The 20,426-nt window shown below is 68.9% G+C and carries 16 protein-coding genes; 5 read left to right on the top strand and 11 right to left on the bottom strand.

All coding sequences use genetic code 11. The features are described from left to right. Positions 1 to 237: 237 nt before the first annotated feature. Complete coding sequence (locus tag C0541_RS01565) at positions 238 to 966, bottom strand: YceI family protein (RefSeq protein WP_104583572.1); 729 nt, start codon at positions 964 to 966, stop codon at positions 238 to 240. A gap of 227 nt (positions 967 to 1,193) precedes the next feature. Further along, entirely contained in the window at positions 1,194 to 1,784 is a 591-nt protein-coding gene (locus C0541_RS01560; RefSeq protein ID WP_115045393.1) for a malonic semialdehyde reductase, read from the bottom strand. A gap of 136 nt (positions 1,785 to 1,920) precedes the next feature. Here C0541_RS01560 and C0541_RS01555 point away from each other — a divergent pair, with 136 nt between their 5' ends. From C0541_RS01555 to C0541_RS01535, 5 genes are all read left to right on the top strand, one after another. Beyond that, complete coding sequence (locus C0541_RS01555) at positions 1,921 to 2,868, top strand: mitochondrial fission ELM1 family protein (RefSeq protein ID WP_115045392.1); 948 nt, start codon at positions 1,921 to 1,923, stop codon at positions 2,866 to 2,868. Positions 2,869 to 2,918: 50 nt separating this feature from the next. Continuing rightward, positions 2,919 to 3,782: a DUF2145 domain-containing protein gene (locus tag C0541_RS01550; RefSeq protein ID WP_115045391.1), complete on the top strand. Its 864-nt coding sequence runs from the start codon at positions 2,919 to 2,921 to the stop codon at positions 3,780 to 3,782. Beyond that, a complete protein-coding gene (locus C0541_RS01545; RefSeq protein ID WP_115045390.1) occupies positions 3,779 to 4,282 on the top strand; it encodes a hypothetical protein in 504 nt (167 codons plus the stop codon). The genes C0541_RS01550 and C0541_RS01545 overlap by 4 nt, the downstream gene beginning before the upstream one ends. Before the next feature lie 140 nt (positions 4,283 to 4,422). After that, complete coding sequence (locus tag C0541_RS01540; RefSeq protein WP_115045389.1) at positions 4,423 to 4,689, top strand: hypothetical protein; 267 nt, start codon at positions 4,423 to 4,425, stop codon at positions 4,687 to 4,689. Between the two features lie 118 nt (positions 4,690 to 4,807). Continuing rightward, positions 4,808 to 5,365 (top strand): VUT family protein, encoded by a 558-nt coding sequence (locus C0541_RS01535; protein ID WP_115045388.1) that lies wholly within the window; start codon positions 4,808 to 4,810, stop codon positions 5,363 to 5,365. 143 nt (positions 5,366 to 5,508) lie between these two features. Here C0541_RS01535 and glnE read toward each other — a convergent pair whose 3' ends face one another. From glnE to C0541_RS01490, 9 genes are all read right to left on the bottom strand, one after another. After that, positions 5,509 to 8,340, bottom strand: a complete 2,832-nt coding sequence (gene glnE, locus C0541_RS01530) for a bifunctional [glutamate--ammonia ligase]-adenylyl-L-tyrosine phosphorylase/[glutamate--ammonia-ligase] adenylyltransferase (protein WP_115045387.1) — start codon at positions 8,338 to 8,340, stop codon at positions 5,509 to 5,511. 252 nt (positions 8,341 to 8,592) lie between these two features. Beyond that, a complete protein-coding gene (locus C0541_RS01525) occupies positions 8,593 to 8,943 on the bottom strand; it encodes a DUF3325 domain-containing protein (protein ID WP_115045386.1) in 351 nt (116 codons plus the stop codon). After that, a complete protein-coding gene (locus C0541_RS01520) occupies positions 8,931 to 9,254 on the bottom strand; it encodes a hypothetical protein (protein WP_115045385.1) in 324 nt (107 codons plus the stop codon). The genes C0541_RS01525 and C0541_RS01520 overlap by 13 nt, the downstream gene beginning before the upstream one ends. Then, complete coding sequence (locus tag C0541_RS01515; protein ID WP_238601234.1) at positions 9,251 to 10,852, bottom strand: PepSY-associated TM helix domain-containing protein; 1,602 nt, start codon at positions 10,850 to 10,852, stop codon at positions 9,251 to 9,253. The genes C0541_RS01520 and C0541_RS01515 overlap by 4 nt, the downstream gene beginning before the upstream one ends. A gap of 64 nt (positions 10,853 to 10,916) precedes the next feature. Continuing rightward, a complete protein-coding gene (locus tag C0541_RS01510; protein WP_161959824.1) occupies positions 10,917 to 13,448 on the bottom strand; it encodes a TonB-dependent siderophore receptor in 2,532 nt (843 codons plus the stop codon). A 118-nt stretch (positions 13,449 to 13,566) separates the two neighbouring features. Beyond that, positions 13,567 to 14,616, bottom strand: coding sequence for a FecR domain-containing protein (locus tag C0541_RS01505; protein ID WP_115045383.1), 1,050 nt, complete (start codon positions 14,614 to 14,616; stop codon positions 13,567 to 13,569). A gap of 9 nt (positions 14,617 to 14,625) precedes the next feature. Further along, positions 14,626 to 15,135 carry a sigma-70 family RNA polymerase sigma factor gene (locus C0541_RS01500; RefSeq protein WP_115045382.1) on the bottom strand — a complete coding sequence of 170 codons (510 nt, stop codon included), beginning with the start codon at positions 15,133 to 15,135 and terminating at the stop codon, positions 14,626 to 14,628. 418 nt (positions 15,136 to 15,553) lie between these two features. Beyond that, entirely contained in the window at positions 15,554 to 17,965 is a 2,412-nt protein-coding gene (locus tag C0541_RS01495) for a hypothetical protein (RefSeq protein WP_115045381.1), read from the bottom strand. 204 nt (positions 17,966 to 18,169) lie between these two features. Continuing rightward, positions 18,170 to 20,347: a hypothetical protein gene (locus C0541_RS01490; protein ID WP_115045380.1), complete on the bottom strand. Its 2,178-nt coding sequence runs from the start codon at positions 20,345 to 20,347 to the stop codon at positions 18,170 to 18,172. Positions 20,348 to 20,426 lie beyond the last annotated feature (79 nt).

Genomic DNA, 20,426 nt, shown 5'->3' with positions numbered 1-20,426 from the left:
GTGGTGGGACTGAGGGTAGAGCCCTCGCGGCCTGGGCCGCTCCTACAACGGTCGGGTGCTCATGCGTGGTGATGGGCTGAGGGTGGGGCCCTCGCGGCCTGGGCCGCTCCTGCGGGGAGCTGGTGGGCGCCCAAGCAAAAGCCCGCCGATTGGCGGGCTTTTGCGTTCCGCATCGGTGCGATTGCTCGCACCGATGCATCGACTGCGCTGCGACGTAGTTCGCGACTGCGCTGCGACTTACTTGGCGGCGGCAGCGTCACCGGCCTTGGCCTGCAGGGCTTCGGTGGTGATGCGGATCTTCACTTCGTCGCTGACGTTCGGGGCGTACTGGCCGACGCCGAAGTCGGTGCGCTTGATGGTGGTGGTGGCGTCGAAACCGGCCGCCGGCACCTTCTTCATCGGGTGCTCGCCGGCACCGTTGAGGGTGACGTCCAGCACGACCGGCTTGGTCTGATCCTTGATGGTCAGATCGCCGGTGACGGTCAGCTTGTTGGGGCCGGCCGCTTCGACCTTGGTGCTCTTGAAGGTGGCGGTCGGGAACTTGGCCGCGTCGAAGAAGTCACCGCTCTTCAGGTGCTCGTCGAACTTGGCGGTGAAGCTGTTCAGGCCCGACAGCGGCAGGGTGACCTGCACGGTGGACTTGGTCACGTCGGCCGCGTCGTACACCAGGGTGCCGTCGACATTGCCGAAGTGGGCGGTCGGGTTGGAGAAGCCGAAATGGCTCCACTGCGCCAGCACGTCGGTGTGGCTCGGGTCCAGGGTGTAGGTGCCCGAGGCCACTTCCACGGCCGGCGCGGTCGAGGCGGCCGGTTCGGCGGCGGCAGGTGCCGTCGCAGCGGCATCGGCCGGGGCGGTGGCGGCCGGGGTTTCGGCAGCAGGCGCGGCGGCGTTGTCGGCCGGCTTGGAGCAGGCGGCGATGGCCAGGGTCAGGGCGAGCGGCAGCAGCAGTTTGTGGGTGGTCTTCATTGAAACTCCTTGAGATGAGAGGCCGCATTGGATCAACGCGGATGGAACGGACGCAGACGGACGAGGACTGCAGGAAAACGGATGCGCCAGAGCGCAATTGCACACCGCGCGCGGTCGCCAGGGGCGTGCAGGTGGCGCGCTCCGCAGCCGGAGTGTACGTGGCACCCTGTTGCCGGAGCGCCGGCTGCGCCCGCCTGACGGTGCGCGCAGCCGGTTGTCGGCCGCGCTTACTCGATGCGTGCGGCTTCGTCGAAGCCCAGGCGCGGCAGCCGCGGGAACAGCCCGGCCGGATCGCCGTAGCCAAGATTGATCAGAAAGTTGGACTTGATCGGCGTGCCGGCAAAGAACGCCGCATCCACCTTGGCGTTGTCGAAGCCAGACATCGGGCCGGCATCCAGACCCAGCGCACGTGCGGCCAGGATCAGGTAGGCGCCCTGCAGCGAGCTGTTACGGAACGCGCCGGTTGCGCGCATCTCGCGCGAACCCTCGAACCAGCTCTTGGCGTCGGCATGCGGGAACAGGTACGGCAGCTTTTCGTGGAACTCCTCGTCGGAGCCGACGATCACCGTGACCGGCGCGGCCAGCGTCTTGGCGGCATTGGCCTCGGACAACGCCGGCTTGAGCTTCTGCTTGCCCTCGGGCGTGGTCACGAACACGAAACGTGCCGGCGACCCGTTGGCCGCGGTCGGGCCCCACTTCAGCAGGTCGTAGAGCTCGCGCAGCTGCGCTTCGCTGACCGGCTTGTCGAGAAAGGCGTTTTGCGTGCGGGCGGTACGAAACAGCTGATCCAGCGCGGCAGCGTCGAGCAAGTCGGACATGGAGACTCCGGGAAGCAAGGGAATGGGCGACAGTAGGGTGCGGCACGGGCGCCAGCGTGAAGACCCGCAGTGTAGAGTGACGCGATTGCTGCAACACACGCTCAATCTGAAACAAATCTATGTCGGATCTGAAACGATGGCGCTGACCTGGGCGGTGAGCGACGGCCGCGCCGGCAATGCCCGCCAGGCCGAGGCCCTGGCGCAGGCGCTGCACTCCACGCCGGTCACGGCACTGCATCTGCAGGCCCGCGCGCCATGGCGTTGGGCCGCACCGCGCCTGTTGCCGGGTGCGCAGGCTGCCTTCGGACCCGGCGTTGCCCGGCAGTTGCAGCAGCCACCACAGCTTGTGATCGGCTGCGGGCGCCAGGCCGCGCTGGCCACCCGGCTGCTGCGCGCGCGCGGCAGCCAGGCGGTGCAGATCCTGGACCCGCGGCTGGCCCCGCGCCACTGGGATCTGCTGGTCGTGCCCGAGCACGATGCGCTGCGCGGCGCGAACGTGATCACATTACTCGGCAGCCTGAACCCGGTGGACGATGCCTGGCTGGCCGCCGGGCGCGCCGCCTTCGCCCGGCTCGGCGCGCTGCCCGGCCCACGCGTGGCGCTGTTGATCGGCGGCCCGACCGCGCAGGTGCCCTGGACCACCCAGGCGCTTGCGGCGCTGTGCAGGCAGCTCCGCGCGCAGGTGCGCGCGGCCGGCGGCAGCCTGCTGGTCACCACCTCCCGGCGCACCCCGCCCGAGGCGATCGCGTCGTTGCGCAAGGCGCATGCGGGCCTGCCAGGCCTGCTGTGGTGCGACGAGCGCGATGGGCCCAACCCGTATGCCGGCCTGCTGGGCTGGGCCGATGCGATCGTGGCCAGCGCCGATTCGGTCAACCTGCTCTCCGAAGCCTGCGCCACGCGGGTCCCGGTGGTGGCGGCGTTTGCCGAACACGCGCAGGGCCGGGTGGCGACGTATCTGCGGGCACTGCAGGCGCATGGCCGTCTAGGCGATGCAGGGGATGTCCTTGCAACGCCGTCGCTGCTACGACCACTGCGCGAAACCCAGCGCATTGCCGCACTGGTGCGCGAACGCCTGCACGTATGATGGTGCCGCCGCCGATGCCACGGGACAGACACAAGGACGATGCACTCCCCATGCAACTTGCACACAAACGGCGTGGTTGGCCTGCAACGGCGCTGTTGCTCGTCTCCCTGACGTGCGCACTCCCCGCCTTCGCCGCGCCGGTGTGCACTCCGCACTATCCGACACCCGCCACGCTGGCAGCGATGTTCGACATGGCCAGGTCCACCCAGCAGGCGCTGGACGCGGTGGACGGTGCGCAGGTGGTGCTGCTGGCACGCGGCGGCCAGGATCTGAGCCGCTATGGGTTGAAGCACAGCCATCTGGCCTTCGCGCTGCGCGAGGACGACGGCACCTGGCGGGTCAAGCACCTGCTCAATCACTGCAAGTCGGATACCTCGGCGCTGTATCACGAAGGTCTGAGCAACTTCATCGGCGAAAGTGCCCTCGCTGCCGATCTGCGCGTCGGCGTGCCGGCACCGGCGCTGCAGCAGCAACTGCGCACGTTGCTGCAGGATCCGGCCACGCTGGCACATGCGCTGCACCAGGCGCGCTACAGCATGATCGCCTACCCGTTCTCCACCGATTACCAGAACTCCAACCAGTGGGTGCTCGAAGTGCTGGCCGCGGCATTGGCGGCGACCCACGCAGCAGATGCGGCAGCTGCGCCGGTGAGCGATCGATGCAGCGCCCAGGCCTGGCTCAAGCGCAATGGCTACCAACCTGCGCACCTGCATCTCGACTTAAGCGAGCGTATTGGCGCCCGTTTCTTCGTCGCCAATGCCGCGGTCACCGACCATCCCGCCAGCGAGCGCATCTCCGGCAACTATTCGGTGATCACGGTCGAGTCGGTATTCGATTTCCTGCAGCAGCAACGGATGCTGCAGCAGGATGATTCCATTCCCCACAGCGTCGCCACGCACGGAGCGTCCCCATGACCATTCCTCTTCGATCTGCCGGCCTCGGGTTGTTGCTCGCCATCGCGTTCGGCCAGCCGCTGCCGGCCAACGCAGGCTTGACCACGATCACCCGCGGCGATGCCTCGGCGATGTCGGCGATCCTGGTGATCTCCGCGCCGTATTTCGTGTCGCTGGCGCTGGGCCACAGTGCGGTGGCAGGGTCGGAAGCCCTCGGCGAGGCATCGCACAAGGCCTCCGCAGGGCCGTTGCCGCCGATGCGGGTCAAGTCGGTGGAGAAAGCCACCGACGGCGGCTGCGAAGTGCAGCTGCAGGATCCAGCAGAAGCCGAGAACACGGCACTGCTGCGCTGGCCGGCACGCCAGGACGACCCGACTGCGGGCTTTCGCGTTGGCGACACGGTGACCTTCCAGCCGAGTCCGGCCGGTGCGGGCTGGACGGTGCAGTCGCCGCAAGGCCAGGCGCTGGCGTTCGTGCCGACCGCAGAATCCGCTGCGCAGAACAGCAGCAAGATTTGGTGACGCCGGCAAGCTCCTGACCGACACACCAGGTCGGGATGGGGCTGTGCTGACACACTGTTTGCGGACACGGCGGGACGCGCGGGACGCGCGGGACGCGCAGAGGCATTTTCCGCAGCCTGCCGAACTGCCTGCGCGCCGGTTTGCTGATCGTCACCGACGCGCATAGCCGCGTGCAGTTGCAGAGCCTTGGCGCACCGATGCCTGGCACGCACGCAATTGCCCGCGTGCTCCTGGTCGCGCCGCCCGTGGCAGCGGTGTACATGCGGGTTGGCGATGTCTTCGGAGGCATGTGCGTGCTGCACGCCGGCATGCGCTCAAACGCACACTGGATCGATAAGGCACCGCGGCCGCGCGAACACAAGCAATCCGCACGGCGTCACGCCACCATGCTTGCCGCCATCCGCTGACCAAGACGCTGTTGCCACCGGCAACACGCTGCCGCGTTGGTCATGCACGGCGATGCGCACTGGCCCGCATGCGCCGACGCGCGGATAATCCGCACTGCCCTGTCACTGCCGCACCGCCATGCCGATCAACCCGCCCATGCCGTTCACCCCACTCACTGCGCGCGCATTGGCGTGGGCGGTCCTGGCCATGGGCGCGGTGGTGCTGCTGTCCAACATCCTGGTGCAGTACCCGATCAACGACTGGCTGACCTGGGGCGCGTTCTCGTATCCGCTGGCGTTCCTGGTGAGCAACCTGATCAATCGCCGCTTCGGCCCGCGCGCGGCGCGCAAGGTCGCCTGGTGCGGCTTTGCGCTGGCGGTGGCGTTGTCGCTGTGGCTGGCCACCCCGCGCATCGCGGCGGCCTCCTGCATCGCCTTCATCGCCGCGCAGTTGCTGGATATCAGCGTGTTCGACCGGTTGCGCAGCGGCAGCTGGTGGCGCGCGCCGATCGTGGCCACCACCTGCAGCGCCACGCTGGATACGGCGATCTTCTGGAGCATCGCCTTTGCCGGTGCGGGCCTGCCGTGGATCAGCTGGGCCGCTGGCGACCTGGCGGTGAAGCTGGGCATGGGCGTGTTCCTGCTCGGCCCGTTCCGCGCGCTGCTGTGGCGCAGTGCGCCGCGGCCGCAGGGCTGACCGGGGCGCCTGCGCCCAGCCCAGCAGGCCAGCAACTGGCGCGGTGGATGGATGCGATTCCAGCCCGCTGCGCTTTGCCAGCCCGGTCTGCGTACCGCACTCGCTGCATGTCGCAAGCGTCGCGACGCCCGGATACCGGCCGATCAAGGCGATGGCGCTGCCACGTCCTTGCCAACCGGAAACGCCAGCCCTTGTGCGTGCGCGATGGTGAAGATGCTGTGCCGTGCCTGCTGGATGGACGGGGTCGGTGCAATCAACCGCGGCCGGCGATCCAGGGTGCAACCCAGGCCCGCTTCCACCAGCGTGGCGTGGGCCTGGTGCAGCGCTGCTGCGCTCTCGGCCGGCAGCCATTGCGCCTGCACCAATGCATCGATCAAGCCGGGCGTGGCGCAGGCCAGCAGCAGCGCCGGATGCTGTGCGGCCTGGCCGAGCACGCCGGCCTGCAGGACGAATTCCAGATCGACCAGGCCGCCGGCGCCCTGCTTGAGATCCAGTCGCCCCGCATCGCTGCGATCCAGTTCGCTGCGCATGCGCGCGCGCATCTTGCGCACGTCCTCGTGCAGCGCCGCGGTGTCGCGCACGCGTGTCAGGGTGTCGGCACGCACCTGCGCGAAGGCCGCGCAGAGCGCCGCATCGCCGGCCACCGCACGCGCACGCACCAGCGCCTGATGTTCCCAGGTCCAGGCGCGGGCCTGCTGGTAGTCGCGGTAACTGGCCAGCGAGGACACCAGTGCGCCCTTGCCACCGTCCGGGCGCAGCCGCACGTCGATCTCGTAGAGACGGCCGGCGCCGGTTTCGGCGGCCAGCAAGGTCATCACCTTCTGCGCCAGCCGCGCAAACCAGCGCCCGGCGTCCAACGGTCGCTTGCCATCGGAAGCCTCCACCTGCCGCGGGTGGTCGTAGAGAAACACCAGATCCAGGTCCGAGCCGAAGCCCAGCTCCAGGCCACCCAGGCTGCCGTAGCCGATGATGGCGAACGCCCCGCCCGGCACCTGCCCGTGCGCGGCGATCAGTTCGCGGCGCGCCAGCTGCAGCACCGTCTGCACCACTGCTTCGGCCAGCCAGGCCAGCTGCTGGGTGCTGTCCACGGCCAGCTGGCGGCCATCGAGCGTGGCCAATGCAATGCGGAAACTCAACGCGAGGCGGCGCTCGTTGAGTTCGCGCAGCGCCGCTTCGGTATCTTCGATCTGCAAGGTGTCCAGGCATGCAGCCTGCAAGGCATCGCGGTCGGGCAGCGGGCCGCTGATGCGGGTGTCGAGCAGTTCGTCCAGCAACAGCGGATACGCCGCCAGGCGCTCGGCCAGCAAGGCGCTGCGCGAGAGCACATCGACCAGGCGTGCGAGTGCGCTGGGTTGTTCGTCCAGCAGGGCCAGGTAGCTGGTGCGGCGCAAGGTGGATTGCAGCAGGCCAAGCATGCGGCGCACGGCCGCATCGGGTTGGCTGGCGCGGGTGGCCGCCTGCAGCAACGCCGGCATGACCCGGTCCAGGCGCGCGCTTGCGGTATCGGAGAGCGCACGCACGCCGGAGGACTGCGCAAAATCGGCCAGCACCTGATGCGCGCCGCCTGGGTCGTGCAAGCCGATGCCGGCCAGCGGCGCGGCATCCCCTTCGGGCAGGGCGCGCCAGTAGTCGGCCAGCGCATCGGGCGCGCTGGCGCGCACGCGCGGTGCCAGCAGCTCGGCGAATTCGGCGGCAACGCGCGCGCGTTGCGGAGCGAGTGCCTGCAACAAGGCTGGCCAATCCGCATGGCCCAGGCCCAGCGCGATGCGTTCGCGATCCAGCGGCGCCTGCGGCAAGGCATGGGTCTGTGCATCGCGCAACATCTGCAGACGATTCTCCAGCCGGCGCAGGAAGCGATACGCCTCGGTCAATGCCTGCCCGTTGTCCGCATCGATCTGGCCTGCGTCCACCAACGCCTGCAAGGCCGGCAGCAGGCGACGCTCGCGCAGGCTCGGTTCGCGTCCGCCGCGAATCAGCTGCAGCGATTGCGCCAGGAACTCGATCTCGCGGATGCCACCCGGCCCGCGCTTGATGTCGTCCAGGCGATCGTGCCGGGCGACTTCGGCAGTGATCGCCGCCTTCATCTCGCGCAAGCCGTCCAGCGCGGTGAAGTCCAGATACCGCCGGTAGACGAAGGGGCGTAGCGTCTCCAGCCAGGCTTCGCCGGCATCGATATCGCCGGCCACCGCGCGCGCCTTGAGCCAGGCATAGCGCTCCCAGTCGCGCCCTTCGCGCTGGAAGTACTGGTCCATGCCGGTGAACGACAAGGCCACCCGCCCGGCCGTGCCGAACGGACGCAGGCGCAGGTCCACACGATGGCTGAAGCCATCGGCAGTGGTTTCGTCGAGCAGCTTGGCCAGCTGCTGGCCCAGGCGTGCAAAGTATTCCTCCGCTGCCAGCGGACGGGCACCATCGGATTGGCCGCCCTGCGGATACGCATAGACCAGATCCACATCCGAGGAAAAATTCAGCTCGCCCCCACCGAGCTTGCCCAGCCCGAACACCACCAGCCGCTGCACGCTGCCGTCTTCGGCAATCACCTGGCCGTGGCGGTCGCGGAATTGCTGCTCCAATGCCTGCAGCCCACATTGCAGGCAGGTTTCGGCCAGGCGGGTGGCACCGGCCAGGGTGGCATCGACACGATCCAGGCCGAGTACATCGCGCCAGACCAGGCGCGTGGATTCGGCGCTGCGGTAACGCCGCAGCTGCGCGGGCCAGGCCTGGGGCTGTGCGGGGTCCAGCAGCGGCAGCGGCAACGGCGGTGGATCCGCCTGCGCCAGGTGCTGCAGCAACGCCGGCTGGCGCGCCAGGGTATCGAGCGCAAACTCGCTGGCGAGCGCAACCTGTGCGAGGTGCCGATCGACGTCATCGCCCGGCCAGGGCTGGTCGGCCGGCACGGCATGACGAACACGCGCCACGGCCCGCTCGATCAGGGCGGTGAGCGCAGGAGACATGGATGGGGTAGGCGGAGACATGCGGCGATTCTGGCATCCCTGCGCGATGGCGGCACATGCCTGCGGTGGGTCCTTAGCGGTAGAGCAGTCGACCTGGCGCTTGGCTGCAGGGCCCTCGCCTGCCCATCATCGCGGGACACGCCGTGAATCCGTCCATGGAGGCTCTTACGCGGCATCCATGCCGCGTAAGGTCCCGCGACGGTGGGCGGGCGAGGACCAGGCGGGATGGTCGGTGTGTGTGGTCTTCAAGCAACAACCAGCAAGCAACACAAACTACAGCACGTGCCAAGCCATCACGGCGCATGCTGCGCCGCCCAGCAGCACGGCCAGCCCTGCACTCCAGCGCGGCGCGTACGCCAGGCCCAGCGCCACCCACAGCGCGGCCACGCTGACAAACCCAAGCCACAACAAGGTGCCCACCGTGCCGCCCCAGACCAGCACGCACAGCGCCAGCGCGGCGATCAACAGACAGACACCCACCGAACGCAGCCACCGTCGCTGTGTGACCGGTGCAGTGCGGCGACTGGTGAGCTGCTCGTAATGGCGATGCATCGCCACGGCCAGGGCCATCAGTGCGGCATGGCAGAGCGCGGTCCCCAGCAACGCCGCCGTCAGCCCGTCCATGGCGGATGTCCCAGCGCCCAGTTCACACCCCCCAGCACGGCGCTGCCCACGCCCAGCCACCCCCACATGCGCAACGCACTGCGCGCACGAAACATCCACAGCACGACGACGGTGTAGATGGCGAAACTCAGCAAGGTCGTGCCCAGCACCGATACCGCAGGCGACACGCCGGCAAAGCGGGACAGCAGCTGCGCAAGCACACTGCAACCGGTGGAGGTCAGCACATAGCCGCCGACACTGGCAGCGAGCACGCGACCGGCAACCGACCAGCGGTAGCGCGTCACCGCCCCGGTGCCGGGAGCACGCCTCACGACACCTCCCGCCGGGTTGCGCCACCACGCCTGCTGCGCACCGGCAGCGGTTGCGCAGTCCTGCGGTGCACACGATACGCCGCGCAGGCAAATGCAACGCCGAAGACGAGCGAGACCAGCTCGACCCCGGCGCGCTGCAGGTCGTCGGCCGCCAGATACACACCCAGGTGCTGTCCGGTGGTGACCGCATTGAGCAGCGGCAAGCCCAGGCACAGCAACGCGGTCATCGCCAGTTGTTCCACCCAGGCACGCGCGGGCCGGCGCAGCAGCGCATGCAGCAGCGTGGCCGCCCACACCCACAGGAATGCGTGGATCTCGATCTGGCTGCGCGCGGCCTGCGCAGCCGGCACCAGGCGGTTGGCGTAGACATACGCGATGCTGGCCAACGCGGTTCCCGCAAGCGCGGCGACATTGAGCGCTTCCACCACCCGATAGATGCCGGCCGTGGCCGCGCCGAACTCCTGTTCGCTGCGCCGGCGCCGCTTGATCGAAAACAGCAGCGTGCCGGTGGCCATCATCAAGGTGCCGGCCAGGCCGCAGATGAAGTACAGCCACTTGCTGGTCCAGCCGCCGAAACCGGCCACGTGCAAGGTCTTGACGGCCTCCTCCACGTCCTGCGCGTGCAGCTGCATCCGTGCAGCATCCGCATGCCGCTCCAGCACCACGCCGCTGTTTGCGTCGAACACCACGCTGCTGGCGGGGTTGAGCAGGCGCCGCGCGCGGCCGGTATCGGCCGCGCGCGCGATCACACGCAGCCTGCTGTCAGGGCGATCGGGCCGCTCGATCACCAGTGTCTGCGCAGGCGCACCATTGAGCACCGCTGCATGCTGCACCAGCTCCGGCAGGTAGGCGGGCACGCTGTTGACCGGGATTTTTTCGCCTGCGCTGGCCGCAGGCACTGCCGGCGCCAGCGCATCGGCATAGCGCGTGTACGCGTCCTCGTCGCTGCCGTACAGCGCCTGCAACGGCCCGGGTACGTAGCTGGTGTAGAAATACGCCAGGCCGGTGTAGACGATCATCAGCAGGAACGGCAGCGTCAGCACCGCCGTGGCGTTGTGTGCGTCCAGCCACGAGCGCTGGCCCTTGCCCGGGCGGAAGGTGAAGACATCCAGAAAGATCCGCTTGTGCACGATCACCCCGGACACCAGCGCGATCAGCCCGCACATCGACACCCAACCCACCAGCCAATAGCCGGGAATGCCGCCGTGCAAGGTGTAGTGGAAGCTCATGAAATGCCGGCCGCCTTCGGTCTGCCGGCCCCACGGCGATGGCAGCAACTCACCGCTGCCGGGATCCAGCACTGCCTGATCCTGGCCATCGGAAGTCCGCCAGACCAGCGTGAGCGCCTCGCCCGGATGCGTGGGCAGGCTGATCCGCCACAGGCGCGCCTGCGGCGCAAGCTGGCGCAGTTGCGCCAGTGCACGCGGCACCAGCGCGTCTTCCGACAGGACCGTGTGCATGCGCGCGCTCGGCAGCGCCGGTGCGGCCTGCATCCAGCGGGTGATCGGATCGCGGAACACGCTGAGCGTGCCGGTCAGGAAGATCGCGCACAGCAGCCAGCCGCAGCTCAGGCCGCACCAGGTGTGCAGCCAGGCCATGCTTTGACGAAAGCCATCTCTCATCCGGCACGCACCAGGCACCACCGCCGCACGCGTGCACGCATCACAGCGCGCCGCGCAGGGTCACCATCACATTGCGCGGTTCGCCGTAATAGCGCCCGTTAACGAAGCTCGACAAGGTGGTGTCGTAGTGCTTGTCGAACACGTTGTTGAGATTGACCGCCACCGACCACTGCCGGTTGACCTGATACCGCGCCAACGCGTTCCAGACCGCACGCCCCTGGATCGGCGCGGTGGCAGTGCCGATCTGCCGGTACGCCGCGCTCTGCGCGCTGACACCGCCGCCGACGGTGACATCCTGCAGCACGCCCGGCAGCCGGTAGGTGGTCCATACCCGCAGCAGGTGCTTGGGCGTGTAGCTGTTGAAGGTCTGGCCCTGGCTGCTGACATCCTGCAGGTAGGTGGTGCGGTTGAAGGTGTAGCCGGCAAACACGTTCCAGTCGCGCAGCACCTCGCCGCTGACTTCGGCATCGAAGCCGCGGCTGCGCACCTTGCCGCTGTCGATGTAGCAGAAATCGTTGTTGCGGCAGGTGGGGCTGGTGCTCAGGTCGGCCTGGGCGCGGTTTTTCTGCTCGATCTGGAACAGCGCAAGCGCGGTATTGATGCGCCCGTCCAGCCACTCGCCCTTGAGGCCCAGCTCGTAGTTGGCACCGGTCATCGGCTTGAGCATCTCGCCCGCTTCGGTCTGCGCGTTCTGCGGCTGGAAGATGTCCGCGTAACTGGCATAGGCCGACCAGGTCGGGCTCAAGGCGTACAACAGGCCGGCGTACGGCGTGACCTGCCCGGTCTCGCGGGTGTGCTCGATCGATTGCGACGGCGACAGCCCGGTGGTGGTGGTGTTCCAGCGGGTGTCGTGCCAGCTCACGCGGGTGCCGACGATGGCCCTCAACGGGTCGGTCAGCTGCCAGCGCAATGCGCCATACACGCCGAATTCGCGCGAGGTGCCATGCCGGGCCTCGCGTGCATTGGCGAAGATTTCCGCATCGCTGATCGGGCGCACATTGCGCTGCAGAGCGAACACATTGAAGGTCTGGACGTTGTTCTTGTTGCCGTAGACCGTATCGACGGTGGTCTCGGCGAAGTTGCTGCCGATCACCAACTCGTGCCTGCGCCCCAGTGCATTGAAATGCCCGATCACGTTGGCGTCGAAGCCGAACGCATCCGCGTCGGAAATGGTGCGCGCGGCCAACAAGGCGCCGGTGCCGTTGGCCGGATTGATCGCGCGGCTGGAGCTGGCGTATTTCAGATCGTGCAGCTCGCGCACCTGCACCGCACTGAGCTTGAACACCCAATCGGCAGTGAAGCGATGGTCCAGGTCCAGATACAGCCCGCGATTGGACGAGGACTGCCGGTTCCAGGACGCACCCAGATTGGTCCGGCGCGGCAGGCCGATATCGCGGCCATCGCTGAAACTGGGCAGACCGCCGAAGAACGGCCGGCCTTCCACCTGTTCGTAGCTCACGCCCAGGCTGAGCTGGGTCTGCGGCGAAAACGCGTAATCGAGCGTGCCGTAGTAGGTAGGCGTGCGGCGCGTGACCCCCTCGACGAACGCGCGCTGATCCTGGTAATCGATCACCCCGCGCGCGCGCAGTGCGCCATCGGCGCCGAGGTTGGCGCTGCCATCGATCAGTGCACCGTAGCGATCCCAGCTGCCGCCCTGCACCATCACGCTCACGCCCGGCACATCCAGCGGGCGCTTGCGCACCAGGTTCACCGCGCCACCCGGGTTGCCCGCGCCCTGCAGCAGGCCGGCCGCACCGCGCAGCACTTCGGCGCGATCGTAGATGCCCATGTTGGCGCTGTAGTTGCTCGCCCGGCCGTACATGCCGCGGTTGAGCGGCACGCCGTCGTACTGCACCGTGGTGATGTCGAACCCGCGCGAATAGATGTACTTGCCGCCCTGCGGGCTCTGCACGATGGTGATGCCGGTGGTGCTGGCCAGCGCGTCGTAGACCGAGGTGATGTTCTGCTCGTCCATCAACTGGCGGGTGACCACGCTGATCGACTGCGGAATGTCCTTGAGCGACTGCTCGCCGCGGCCGATGCTGACCGCCCGCGCGGTATAGCTGCCGGTGCCGCTGGTGGTCGCACTGCGGTTGGCCTGCGCGGTCACCTTGATGGTGGGCAGCAGCCACGCATCCACTTCGTCCCTGGTCGCGCTGGGCTGCGGCGCGGCGCGCAGCACGTAGCCGCCGGTCTGCAACGGCACGGCCCGCAAGCCGCTGCCGGCCAGCAGCGCCGCCAGCGCGGCCGGTGCGGTGTAGTTGCCCTCCAGCCCGGCGGTGGTCTTGCCGTCGGTCTGCGCGGCGGTGAAGCTCAGCAACAGGTTGGCCGAGCCGGCCAGTTCACGCAGTGCCGGCGCCAACGGGCCGGCGGGGATGCGATACGCCTGGCGGGCATCCTGCGCGGCGGGCGTGGTCTGGGCCATTGCATCGGGCATGCCGGCGCACAGTGCCAGGCTGCACAGCGCAAGCGCCACGGCCGTGCCGAGCGGCCGCTGCACGGCCTGCACCAGGGCGTTGCGCTGCAACGAGGAAGAAGAAAGTTGGCCGCGGCGGCGGGCAGTGATCGACATGCTGTTCCCACAAAGGTTTGGTGTCGCACCGACACCGTCATTGGGGAGGTGCCACAACGGCGGCAATCGGGCAGCCCGGATGCACACTTTTTTTGGCGACGTGCCGGCTGGCAGCGCCTCAGCCCTGCCCGGCCGCCTGCACCGTCACCCAGTAACGGCTGCGCCGGCTCACCCGCACCGGCAGCACGCTGGGCAGCATCGCCAGGATGCGGTCGGTGTCGTCCAGCGGGAACACGCCGGAGACGCGCAGGCCGCCCACCTGCGGGTCGCAGCGCAACAGCCCGGAGCGATAACGGCCCAGTTCGGCGACAAACGCATCCAGGCGCCACTCGTCGGCGATCAGCTGCCCGCGCAGCCAGGCCGCGGCCTGGGCATCGACCGGCGCGATGGCACCGAGCGCATCGGCAGTAAACCGGCACTGCTGCCCTGCCTGCACGCGCCCGACGGCCTGCGCGGCCGCACGCGGGCGCACCTCCACCGCACTTTCCAGCACGCTCAGCCGGGTGTCGTGCTCGTCCTGGCGCACGCAAAAGCGCGTGCCCAATGCGCGGATATCGCCCTGCGCGGTGCGCACCAGCAAGGGCCGTGCATCGTGGCCCGCGCCCAGCGCCTGCGCGGTGGTCACCATGATCTCGCCGGCCAGCAACTGCAGCAGCCGCTGCTGCGCGTCGAACCGCACATCGATGGCGCTGCGGGTGTTGAGGGTGATGCGGCTGCCGTCCTGCAACTGCACCTCGCGGCGCTGCCCCGTCGCGGTGGCGTAGTCGGCGGTGGCGCGCTGCCAGCGTTCGGTACGCGAGGCCAGCACCCCGGTGGCCCCGGCCACCCCGCCCCACAGCAGCAGGTTCAACGCCTTGCGCCGGCCCGGCGATGCCTGGCCGCTGCTGCCGGCATACGGCGACAGGCTGCGATAGGCCGCCTGCGGGGTCAGCGTCTTCAGCCGTCCGGTCACCGCCTCGATATGCGCCCAGGCCCGCGCATGGTCCGGATGCGCATCGCGCCACTGTTGCCAGCGCTGCAGCTGCGCCTGGGTCGCGGTGCCGGACATCAGCACCGTCAGCCACTCGGCAGCCTGGTCGGCGACCTGCGCACTGATCGGCTGCCCGCCGGCCAGCGGTGCGCGCTGGCCAGCAGCGGCTTGGCCGCGGCCTGAGGTGGCGTCAGCCATCCGTGCGGCTCACGCCGACAGCGCGAACAGGCAATGCCGGTTGGCACGCGTGAGATATTGCTTGACCGAGCTGCTGGACACGCCCAGCCGCTGCGCGATCTGCGCGTAGCTCAGCTCCTGCAGATGCGCCAGCAGGAAGGCTTCCTTCACCTTGGGCGGCAGGCCATCCAGCGCCTGGTCCACCTGCTGCACCGCTTCCAGCGCCAGCAGTTGCTGCTCCGGCGACGGCGCCAGTTCTTCCGGCAGTGCAGCCAGCAGTTCCAGGTAGCTGGTTTCCAGCAACTTGCGCCGCTGCCGGTGCGCCATCAAGCGGCGTGCGATGGTGGCCAGGAACGGGCGTGGTTCGCGGATCTGCTCGGCCGCCCCGGCGCTGATCACGCTGATGAAGGTGTCCTGCGCCAGGTCGGCAGCCACGAACGCATCGCCCAGCTTGCGCCGCAGCCAGCCCTGCAGCCAGCCGTGGTGGTCGGTGTACAGGCGCTCCACCTGCTGATGAAGCGCGCCTTGCGTGACCGACACGATGACCTCCTGAACGGCTGGGTGCGGACGGCAAGGCGCCCGGCGACAAATGAGAATTGATCTCATTCTAGCGGAAGCCGGCCGAGCCTGCAGGCGCCGCCACCGGCCGATCCGTCACGCGGGTGGCGAGGTGTGGGCCATTGGCACCCCGGGCGGGCCGGCAGTGGCCTGGCCTAGCCTTCGACAGCTTGGGCTTTTTGGCGCGGTGAGCGGCGTGCGGTGGCTTGACTCGCCAGGCATCGGGCAATAAAAAAGCCCGCTTGCAGCGAACTGCCAGCGGGCTTTGCTCCCTCCCCCACGTCGGGATGCAGGATCATAGTGCGCGCCCCGCACGCCACTTGCACGCTGCACTGCAAAACAACACCAGGCAGTACAGAACTGGCGCTTTTCCTCCGCCCCGCGCCGGAGTGCGGCGCCCTCAGCGCAGCAGGTCGGGCTGGGCCCGGTACCACTCCGGTGCACGCAGCAGATGCCATTCCGGCGTGTCGCCGCGCAGGCCGACTGCCGCGCTCAACACACCCCAGCGCGCAAGCAGGCTGCCGCTGCGCTGACTGCCCTGCAAGCGCAGGCGCGCATCCACCTGGAAGCGTTCGTTGCGCGCCTGCAGCCGGTCGACGATGACGGTGTCGCCCTGCCAATGCACGCGCCCGGTCACCTGCGCCTGGCCGGCATCCACCAGCTGCAGCATCCAGTTCGGAAGCGACCGGTCGCGCGCGTACAGCGCCATCAGGAACGCCAGGTCGCGCACCTGGATGCGCACGCGTCCATCCACGCCGACCGGCTGGCGCCATTGCATGCGGGTGTCTTCCAGTGCGATGTGCGCCCACCAGCCATCGCGACGCCGGCCATCGGGCCCGGTGAATCCGACATTGCGCAGCTGGATGGTGCTGGCATCGAGGCGGAAGTTTTCTGCACGCAGATCGCCGCGCTGCAGGCGCAGGTCCGCATCCACATCGCCGCGCAGTGCCAGGCCGGCAAACTGCAGCCGCGCCGCACGTGCGCCGATCCGCAGGCCGCCCTTGCCGATGCGGCCGCCGGGTTCAATCTGCAGATCGCCGCTCAAGACACCGTTGCCGCCATCGAAGCGCAGTTGCTGCTGCGGCAGATAGCGGTTGTAGGCACGCAGATCCGGCACGCGCGCATTGGCAAACGCCAGATGCGCGCGGGTGGCGTCGCGCAAGGTGGCCAGGTTGCGCGCATCGGCGCGCGTCTGCAGCTCCAGACGCAGGTCGCGGCCCTGCACGAACGGGCGCGTGGGCGCGTCGCCGTGCGCAATCGAGAACTGCTGCATCTGCAAGGCAAGTGCCGGCAGCAGCTGTCCGCTTGCATCGGCGCCCACACGCAGATCGGCGCTGGCCTGGCCATCGATCGCATGCCCCATCACGCCGACATGCGCACGCACGTGCGGCACCTGCAGGCGGCTGCCGGCACCGAGCTGGCCGCGATCGATGCGCAGGTCCGCGTCCACCAGGCCCTCGCCTTCCAGCGTCAGCCAGTCCACGTCGGGGAACAGCGCCGGAATCCAGCTCAGCGAAGACAGTTGCCAATGCAGGCGCGCATGCCCGGAGGTGCGCGGCAGCAGGCTGCGCATCGATTGCAGTGGCAGTTGCCGGCCCTGCACGCGCAGATCCGCATCCAGGGTCAGCCCGGCATCGGCCGGCTCGGGCATGCTCACTTGCAGACGCATGTCCTGATCCACCTGCAGTTGCGCTGCAAGCTCGCCCAGCAGGGCAGCCGGCGTGCGCGTGCCATCGTGCAGCGGTGCACGCCATTGCAGTTGGCTGCCGGGCTGCAAGGCGCCGCGTGTCCAGCGCAGCTGCCCATCCGCACGCCCCTTGCCGGCGCCTGTGGCAACCGTGTGGCGCCCCTGCGCATTGCGCGTGACAGCCAGTGCAGCGGTGTCGCCATGCACGCTCAGCTGCGCGTCGGCAAGCTGCAGCATCGCCAGCCCGCGCGCCTGCTCCGGCGCATGCCGCGCGATGCTGGCGTCGATGCGCAGCTGCCCGTTGCGCAGCACTTCGCTCTTGTTCCAGCGCATCCGTGCATTGTCGAAACGCGCCCGCGTGGGAAACAGTTCCATCGGCCCGCCGCGCAATTGCTTGAACAGGCCGAGCTGCAGCTGGCCATCGCCTTCGATCTGCAGCTGCCGCAGCGTCACTGCCTGCACCTGGTCGGCGACGATGCGGTCGAACTGCAGGGTCCAGGCCGGAGCGGTCGGTGGCGGAGCCGCGGGGCGGGCGGCAATGTTGGCAGCCTGGGCCGATGGCGGCGTGCTGCTGGCTGCGTCGACCATCCGCGTGGACGGCTGCGTGCTTGCCGAGACGTCTGGCGTGCCTGTCGACGTCTTGCCTTGTGCGGTCGCTGCCCCCGTCGTGCCGGCTGCGCCGGTCAGCGCAGTGGCAACCTGTGCGTCCGGCGTTGTTGCCGGCGCGGGCGGCGCGGCGGTGCCAGGCGGGGGCGCAACCGCCTGCATGCCGCCACGCACGCCGTGCGCGTGCAGCTCCGGCACCCGCAACTGCCGGTGCAGCAACGGCAACAGCCGCACCTGCCCGCTCATGCGCTGCGCGCTGACGTTCCAGCGGTTACGTGACGAACGGCCCTGCAACTCCACCTTCCACAGCGCCAGGCGGCCCGGCCACCAGGTCACTGCCGGGCCCCAGTGCATGGTGAACCTGTCGGGCTTGCGATTGAGCGCGGCCGGCCCGAGTGGTGTGTTGAGCAACAGGTTGCCGAGCAGCAGATAGCTTGCGTACACCACCGGCAACGCCAGCACTGGCCAACGCACCAGGCGCGGCACTCTTTGCCAGCGGGCGCGAACAAGCATCGTCATGACGGCAGGCTCCTGAAGACCGCGCACGCGGCGTGGCGCAGTGTGCCAAGGAAACCGTGAGCGCGGTGCGCAGCGGCGGTTGCGGCTGGGCACCGGCAGGTGCCCGGTGTGCAGTCGATGTCCTACACGCCCGGCAGTGCGCGCACAGCCTCTTCGAAGAGGGCAAAGCTGGCCGCAATACACAAGCCTCAGACAACGAGCCGCTTACTTCGCCTTCGACACCGCCGGCAGCAATCCCGGCTGCGCGTCGTACCATTCGCGTGCACCGGCCAGATGCCACTGGCGCTGCTTGCCATCGAGTTCGATCCCCGCGCCCAGCACGCCCCAGCGCAGATACAGGTCGCCGCGGCGCTGCTCGTTGTTCAAGGCCAGCCGCGCACGCAGCGACAGGCGTGCATTCTCCGCATGCAGGTCGTCGATCAGCAATTGCTGCTTGCGCCAACGCACCCTGCCGGTGGCGTCGAGTTCGCCCGAATCCAGCAGGCCCAATACCCAACGCGGGTAGTCGGCGCGTTGCGCAAACACCGACAGCAGCGGCGCGATGTCGCGCATGCGGATCGCCGCGTCGGCATCCACCTGGAACGGTGCGCTGGCCTGGATGGTGCCGGCACCGACCTGCATCTGCCCCCACCAGTTGGCATCCGTGCTGCCATCGCCCACCCGCATGTTGCGCAGGCGCACGCGCGTCCCGCTGAGGTCGAAGACCTTGTTCTTGAAGTCGGCACGCTGCAGCTGCGCCTGCAATTCGGCATCGCCGCGCATCTGCAAGCCGGCCAGCGCCAGATGCGCGCCCTGCCCGCGCAGGTTGGCGTGGCCGCTGCCCACATCGCCGGCGGCATTGAGCGCCACATCGCCGGTCAGGCTGCCGCTGCCGCCGAGCAGGCGCACGTTGTTGCCCGGCAGGTAGCGGTTGTAGACGGTGAGATCGGGCACGCGGGCATCGCTGAAACGCAGCTGCGCCTTGAGCGTGTCGCGCAGGCGCGCCAGTTCGGCGTCGCCATGCATGGCCAGCTGCAGATCGCGGCCGTCCAGCAGGATCTGTTTGGGCGCAGCGCGCGGTGCGGCCTTGAAGGTAGGGATGCTCACGTCCAGATGCGCCTGCGGCGTGGCGGCATCGTCGATGCGCCCATGCGCCTTGGCGATACCGGCCAGCCGCGTGTCGAACACCTGCGCCACCGCCTCCACCCGCGGAATCTCCAGGCTGCTGCCGCTGGCGAGCCGGCCTTGCGCCAGGCGCAGGTCGGCCTCGACCAGGCCACCGCCTTCGAGCTGGAACCAGGGCTTGCGCACGAACAGCTCGGCAATCCAGTTCAGCGATTCGAACTGCCAGCGCCCACGCACCTGCCCGGACAGGCGCGGCAGCAGCTGCGCAGGATCCTGGAAGGGGATGCTGCGTCCGGCAACGTGCAGATCGGCCTGCAGCTCGCTGCCGGTCCTTGCGTCGCGCGGCAGCCGTGCCTGCACGCGGATGTCGCGCGCCACGTCCAGCTGCAGCGCCAGCATGCCGCGGTCGGTCGCGCCGACGCCGGCCATCAATGGCAGGCGCCATACTGCGTGGCTGCCCGGCTGCAAGGCGCCGCCGTCCAGGGTGATGTCGGCCTCCACCCGCGCCGCCGATGCCCCGCTGCGGATGTCCACGTGCGGCGCGCCGGTATCGATCTTCAACGCCACCGTGGCGGCCTTCAGCTGCAGCCGCGCCTGGGTGATGCCGAGCTTGCGCAGGCCCGGCGCTTCATCGCGGTAGTGGCGCGGAAACTGGAATTGCGCATCCAGCTGCGCGCCATTGAACACCTGCACCCCGTCGTAGCTGACCACCGCATCGCTGAAGCCTGCATGCGAGGGAAACAGCTCGGACGGGCCACCCTTGAGCTGCTTGAGGAAACCGACGCTGCCCTGGCCCTGCCCGGCGATCAGCAGCTTGCCCATGCGCGCGCTACGGATGCTGTTGCTGGTGATCGCATCGAAGCGCAGCGTCCAGCCCTGGTCGCCGCGTGGCGGTGGCGGAATCGGGGTGTCGGAGGTTTCCACCTCCGCGCTCAGGCCGGTGGCGTGCAGCCACGGCAGGCGCACCTCGCGTCGCAGCAGCGCCAGCAAGGCCACGCGCGCATTGGCGCGATCGGCATGAAACACGTACACGGTGCGGTTGGCCTGCCCGCGCATGCGCACGTTCCAGGCCATCACCTGGCCCGGAAACAGGGTCAGTGCCGGGCCGGTCTGCATGGTGAATTTAAGCGGCTGCCGATTGGTGACGGCATCGAACAGCGGCGTGTTGAGAAACAGGTTGCCGGCCAGCAGATACAGCGCATACAGCGCCACCAGCACGACCACTGCGATGCGCCATGGCCGGGGCCAGCGCTGGAAGCGGTCGCGAAGAGAGGGCATGGGCGCAGGCACAAGTCGAGTCTGCCGCCACTATCGCGGTTGCGCTGGCGGCGAGGCGTGAACGTGGACCGGTTGGCGC

Origin of the sequence: Xanthomonas arboricola (genome assembly GCF_003353015.1) — a bacterium.
In the GTDB taxonomy this organism is placed as follows: domain Bacteria; phylum Pseudomonadota; class Gammaproteobacteria; order Xanthomonadales; family Xanthomonadaceae; genus Xanthomonas; species Xanthomonas arboricola_E.
Note: the sequence above shows the minus strand (reverse complement) of the source record. Positions and strands in the feature narration are given on the sequence as shown.

What these genes read in the sequence shown, in the direction of transcription:
- C0541_RS01565 (WP_104583572.1), bottom strand. Translation starts at nt 966, where the DNA reads ATGAAGACCACCCACAAACTGCTGCTGCCGCTCGCCCTGACCCTGGCC.
- C0541_RS01550 (WP_115045391.1), top strand. Translation starts at nt 2,919, where the DNA reads ATGCAACTTGCACACAAACGGCGTGGTTGGCCTGCAACGGCGCTGTTG.
- C0541_RS01505 (WP_115045383.1), bottom strand. Translation starts at nt 14,616, where the DNA reads ATGGCTGACGCCACCTCAGGCCGCGGCCAAGCCGCTGCTGGCCAGCGC.
- C0541_RS01495 (WP_115045381.1), bottom strand. Translation starts at nt 17,965, where the DNA reads ATGACGATGCTTGTTCGCGCCCGCTGGCAAAGAGTGCCGCGCCTGGTG.
- glnE (WP_115045387.1), bottom strand. Translation starts at nt 8,340, where the DNA reads ATGTCTCCGCCTACCCCATCCATGTCTCCTGCGCTCACCGCCCTGATC.
- C0541_RS01525 (WP_115045386.1), bottom strand. Translation starts at nt 8,943, where the DNA reads ATGGACGGGCTGACGGCGGCGTTGCTGGGGACCGCGCTCTGCCATGCC.
- C0541_RS01515 (WP_238601234.1), bottom strand. Translation starts at nt 10,852, where the DNA reads ATGGCCTGGCTGCACACCTGGTGCGGCCTGAGCTGCGGCTGGCTGCTG.
- C0541_RS01555 (WP_115045392.1), top strand. Translation starts at nt 1,921, where the DNA reads ATGGCGCTGACCTGGGCGGTGAGCGACGGCCGCGCCGGCAATGCCCGC.
- C0541_RS01490 (WP_115045380.1), bottom strand. Translation starts at nt 20,347, where the DNA reads ATGCCCTCTCTTCGCGACCGCTTCCAGCGCTGGCCCCGGCCATGGCGC.
- C0541_RS01510 (WP_161959824.1), bottom strand. Translation starts at nt 13,448, where the DNA reads ATGTCGATCACTGCCCGCCGCCGCGGCCAACTTTCTTCTTCCTCGTTG.
- C0541_RS01535 (WP_115045388.1), top strand. Translation starts at nt 4,808, where the DNA reads ATGCCGATCAACCCGCCCATGCCGTTCACCCCACTCACTGCGCGCGCA.
- C0541_RS01545 (WP_115045390.1), top strand. Translation starts at nt 3,779, where the DNA reads ATGACCATTCCTCTTCGATCTGCCGGCCTCGGGTTGTTGCTCGCCATC.
- C0541_RS01560 (WP_115045393.1), bottom strand. Translation starts at nt 1,784, where the DNA reads ATGTCCGACTTGCTCGACGCTGCCGCGCTGGATCAGCTGTTTCGTACC.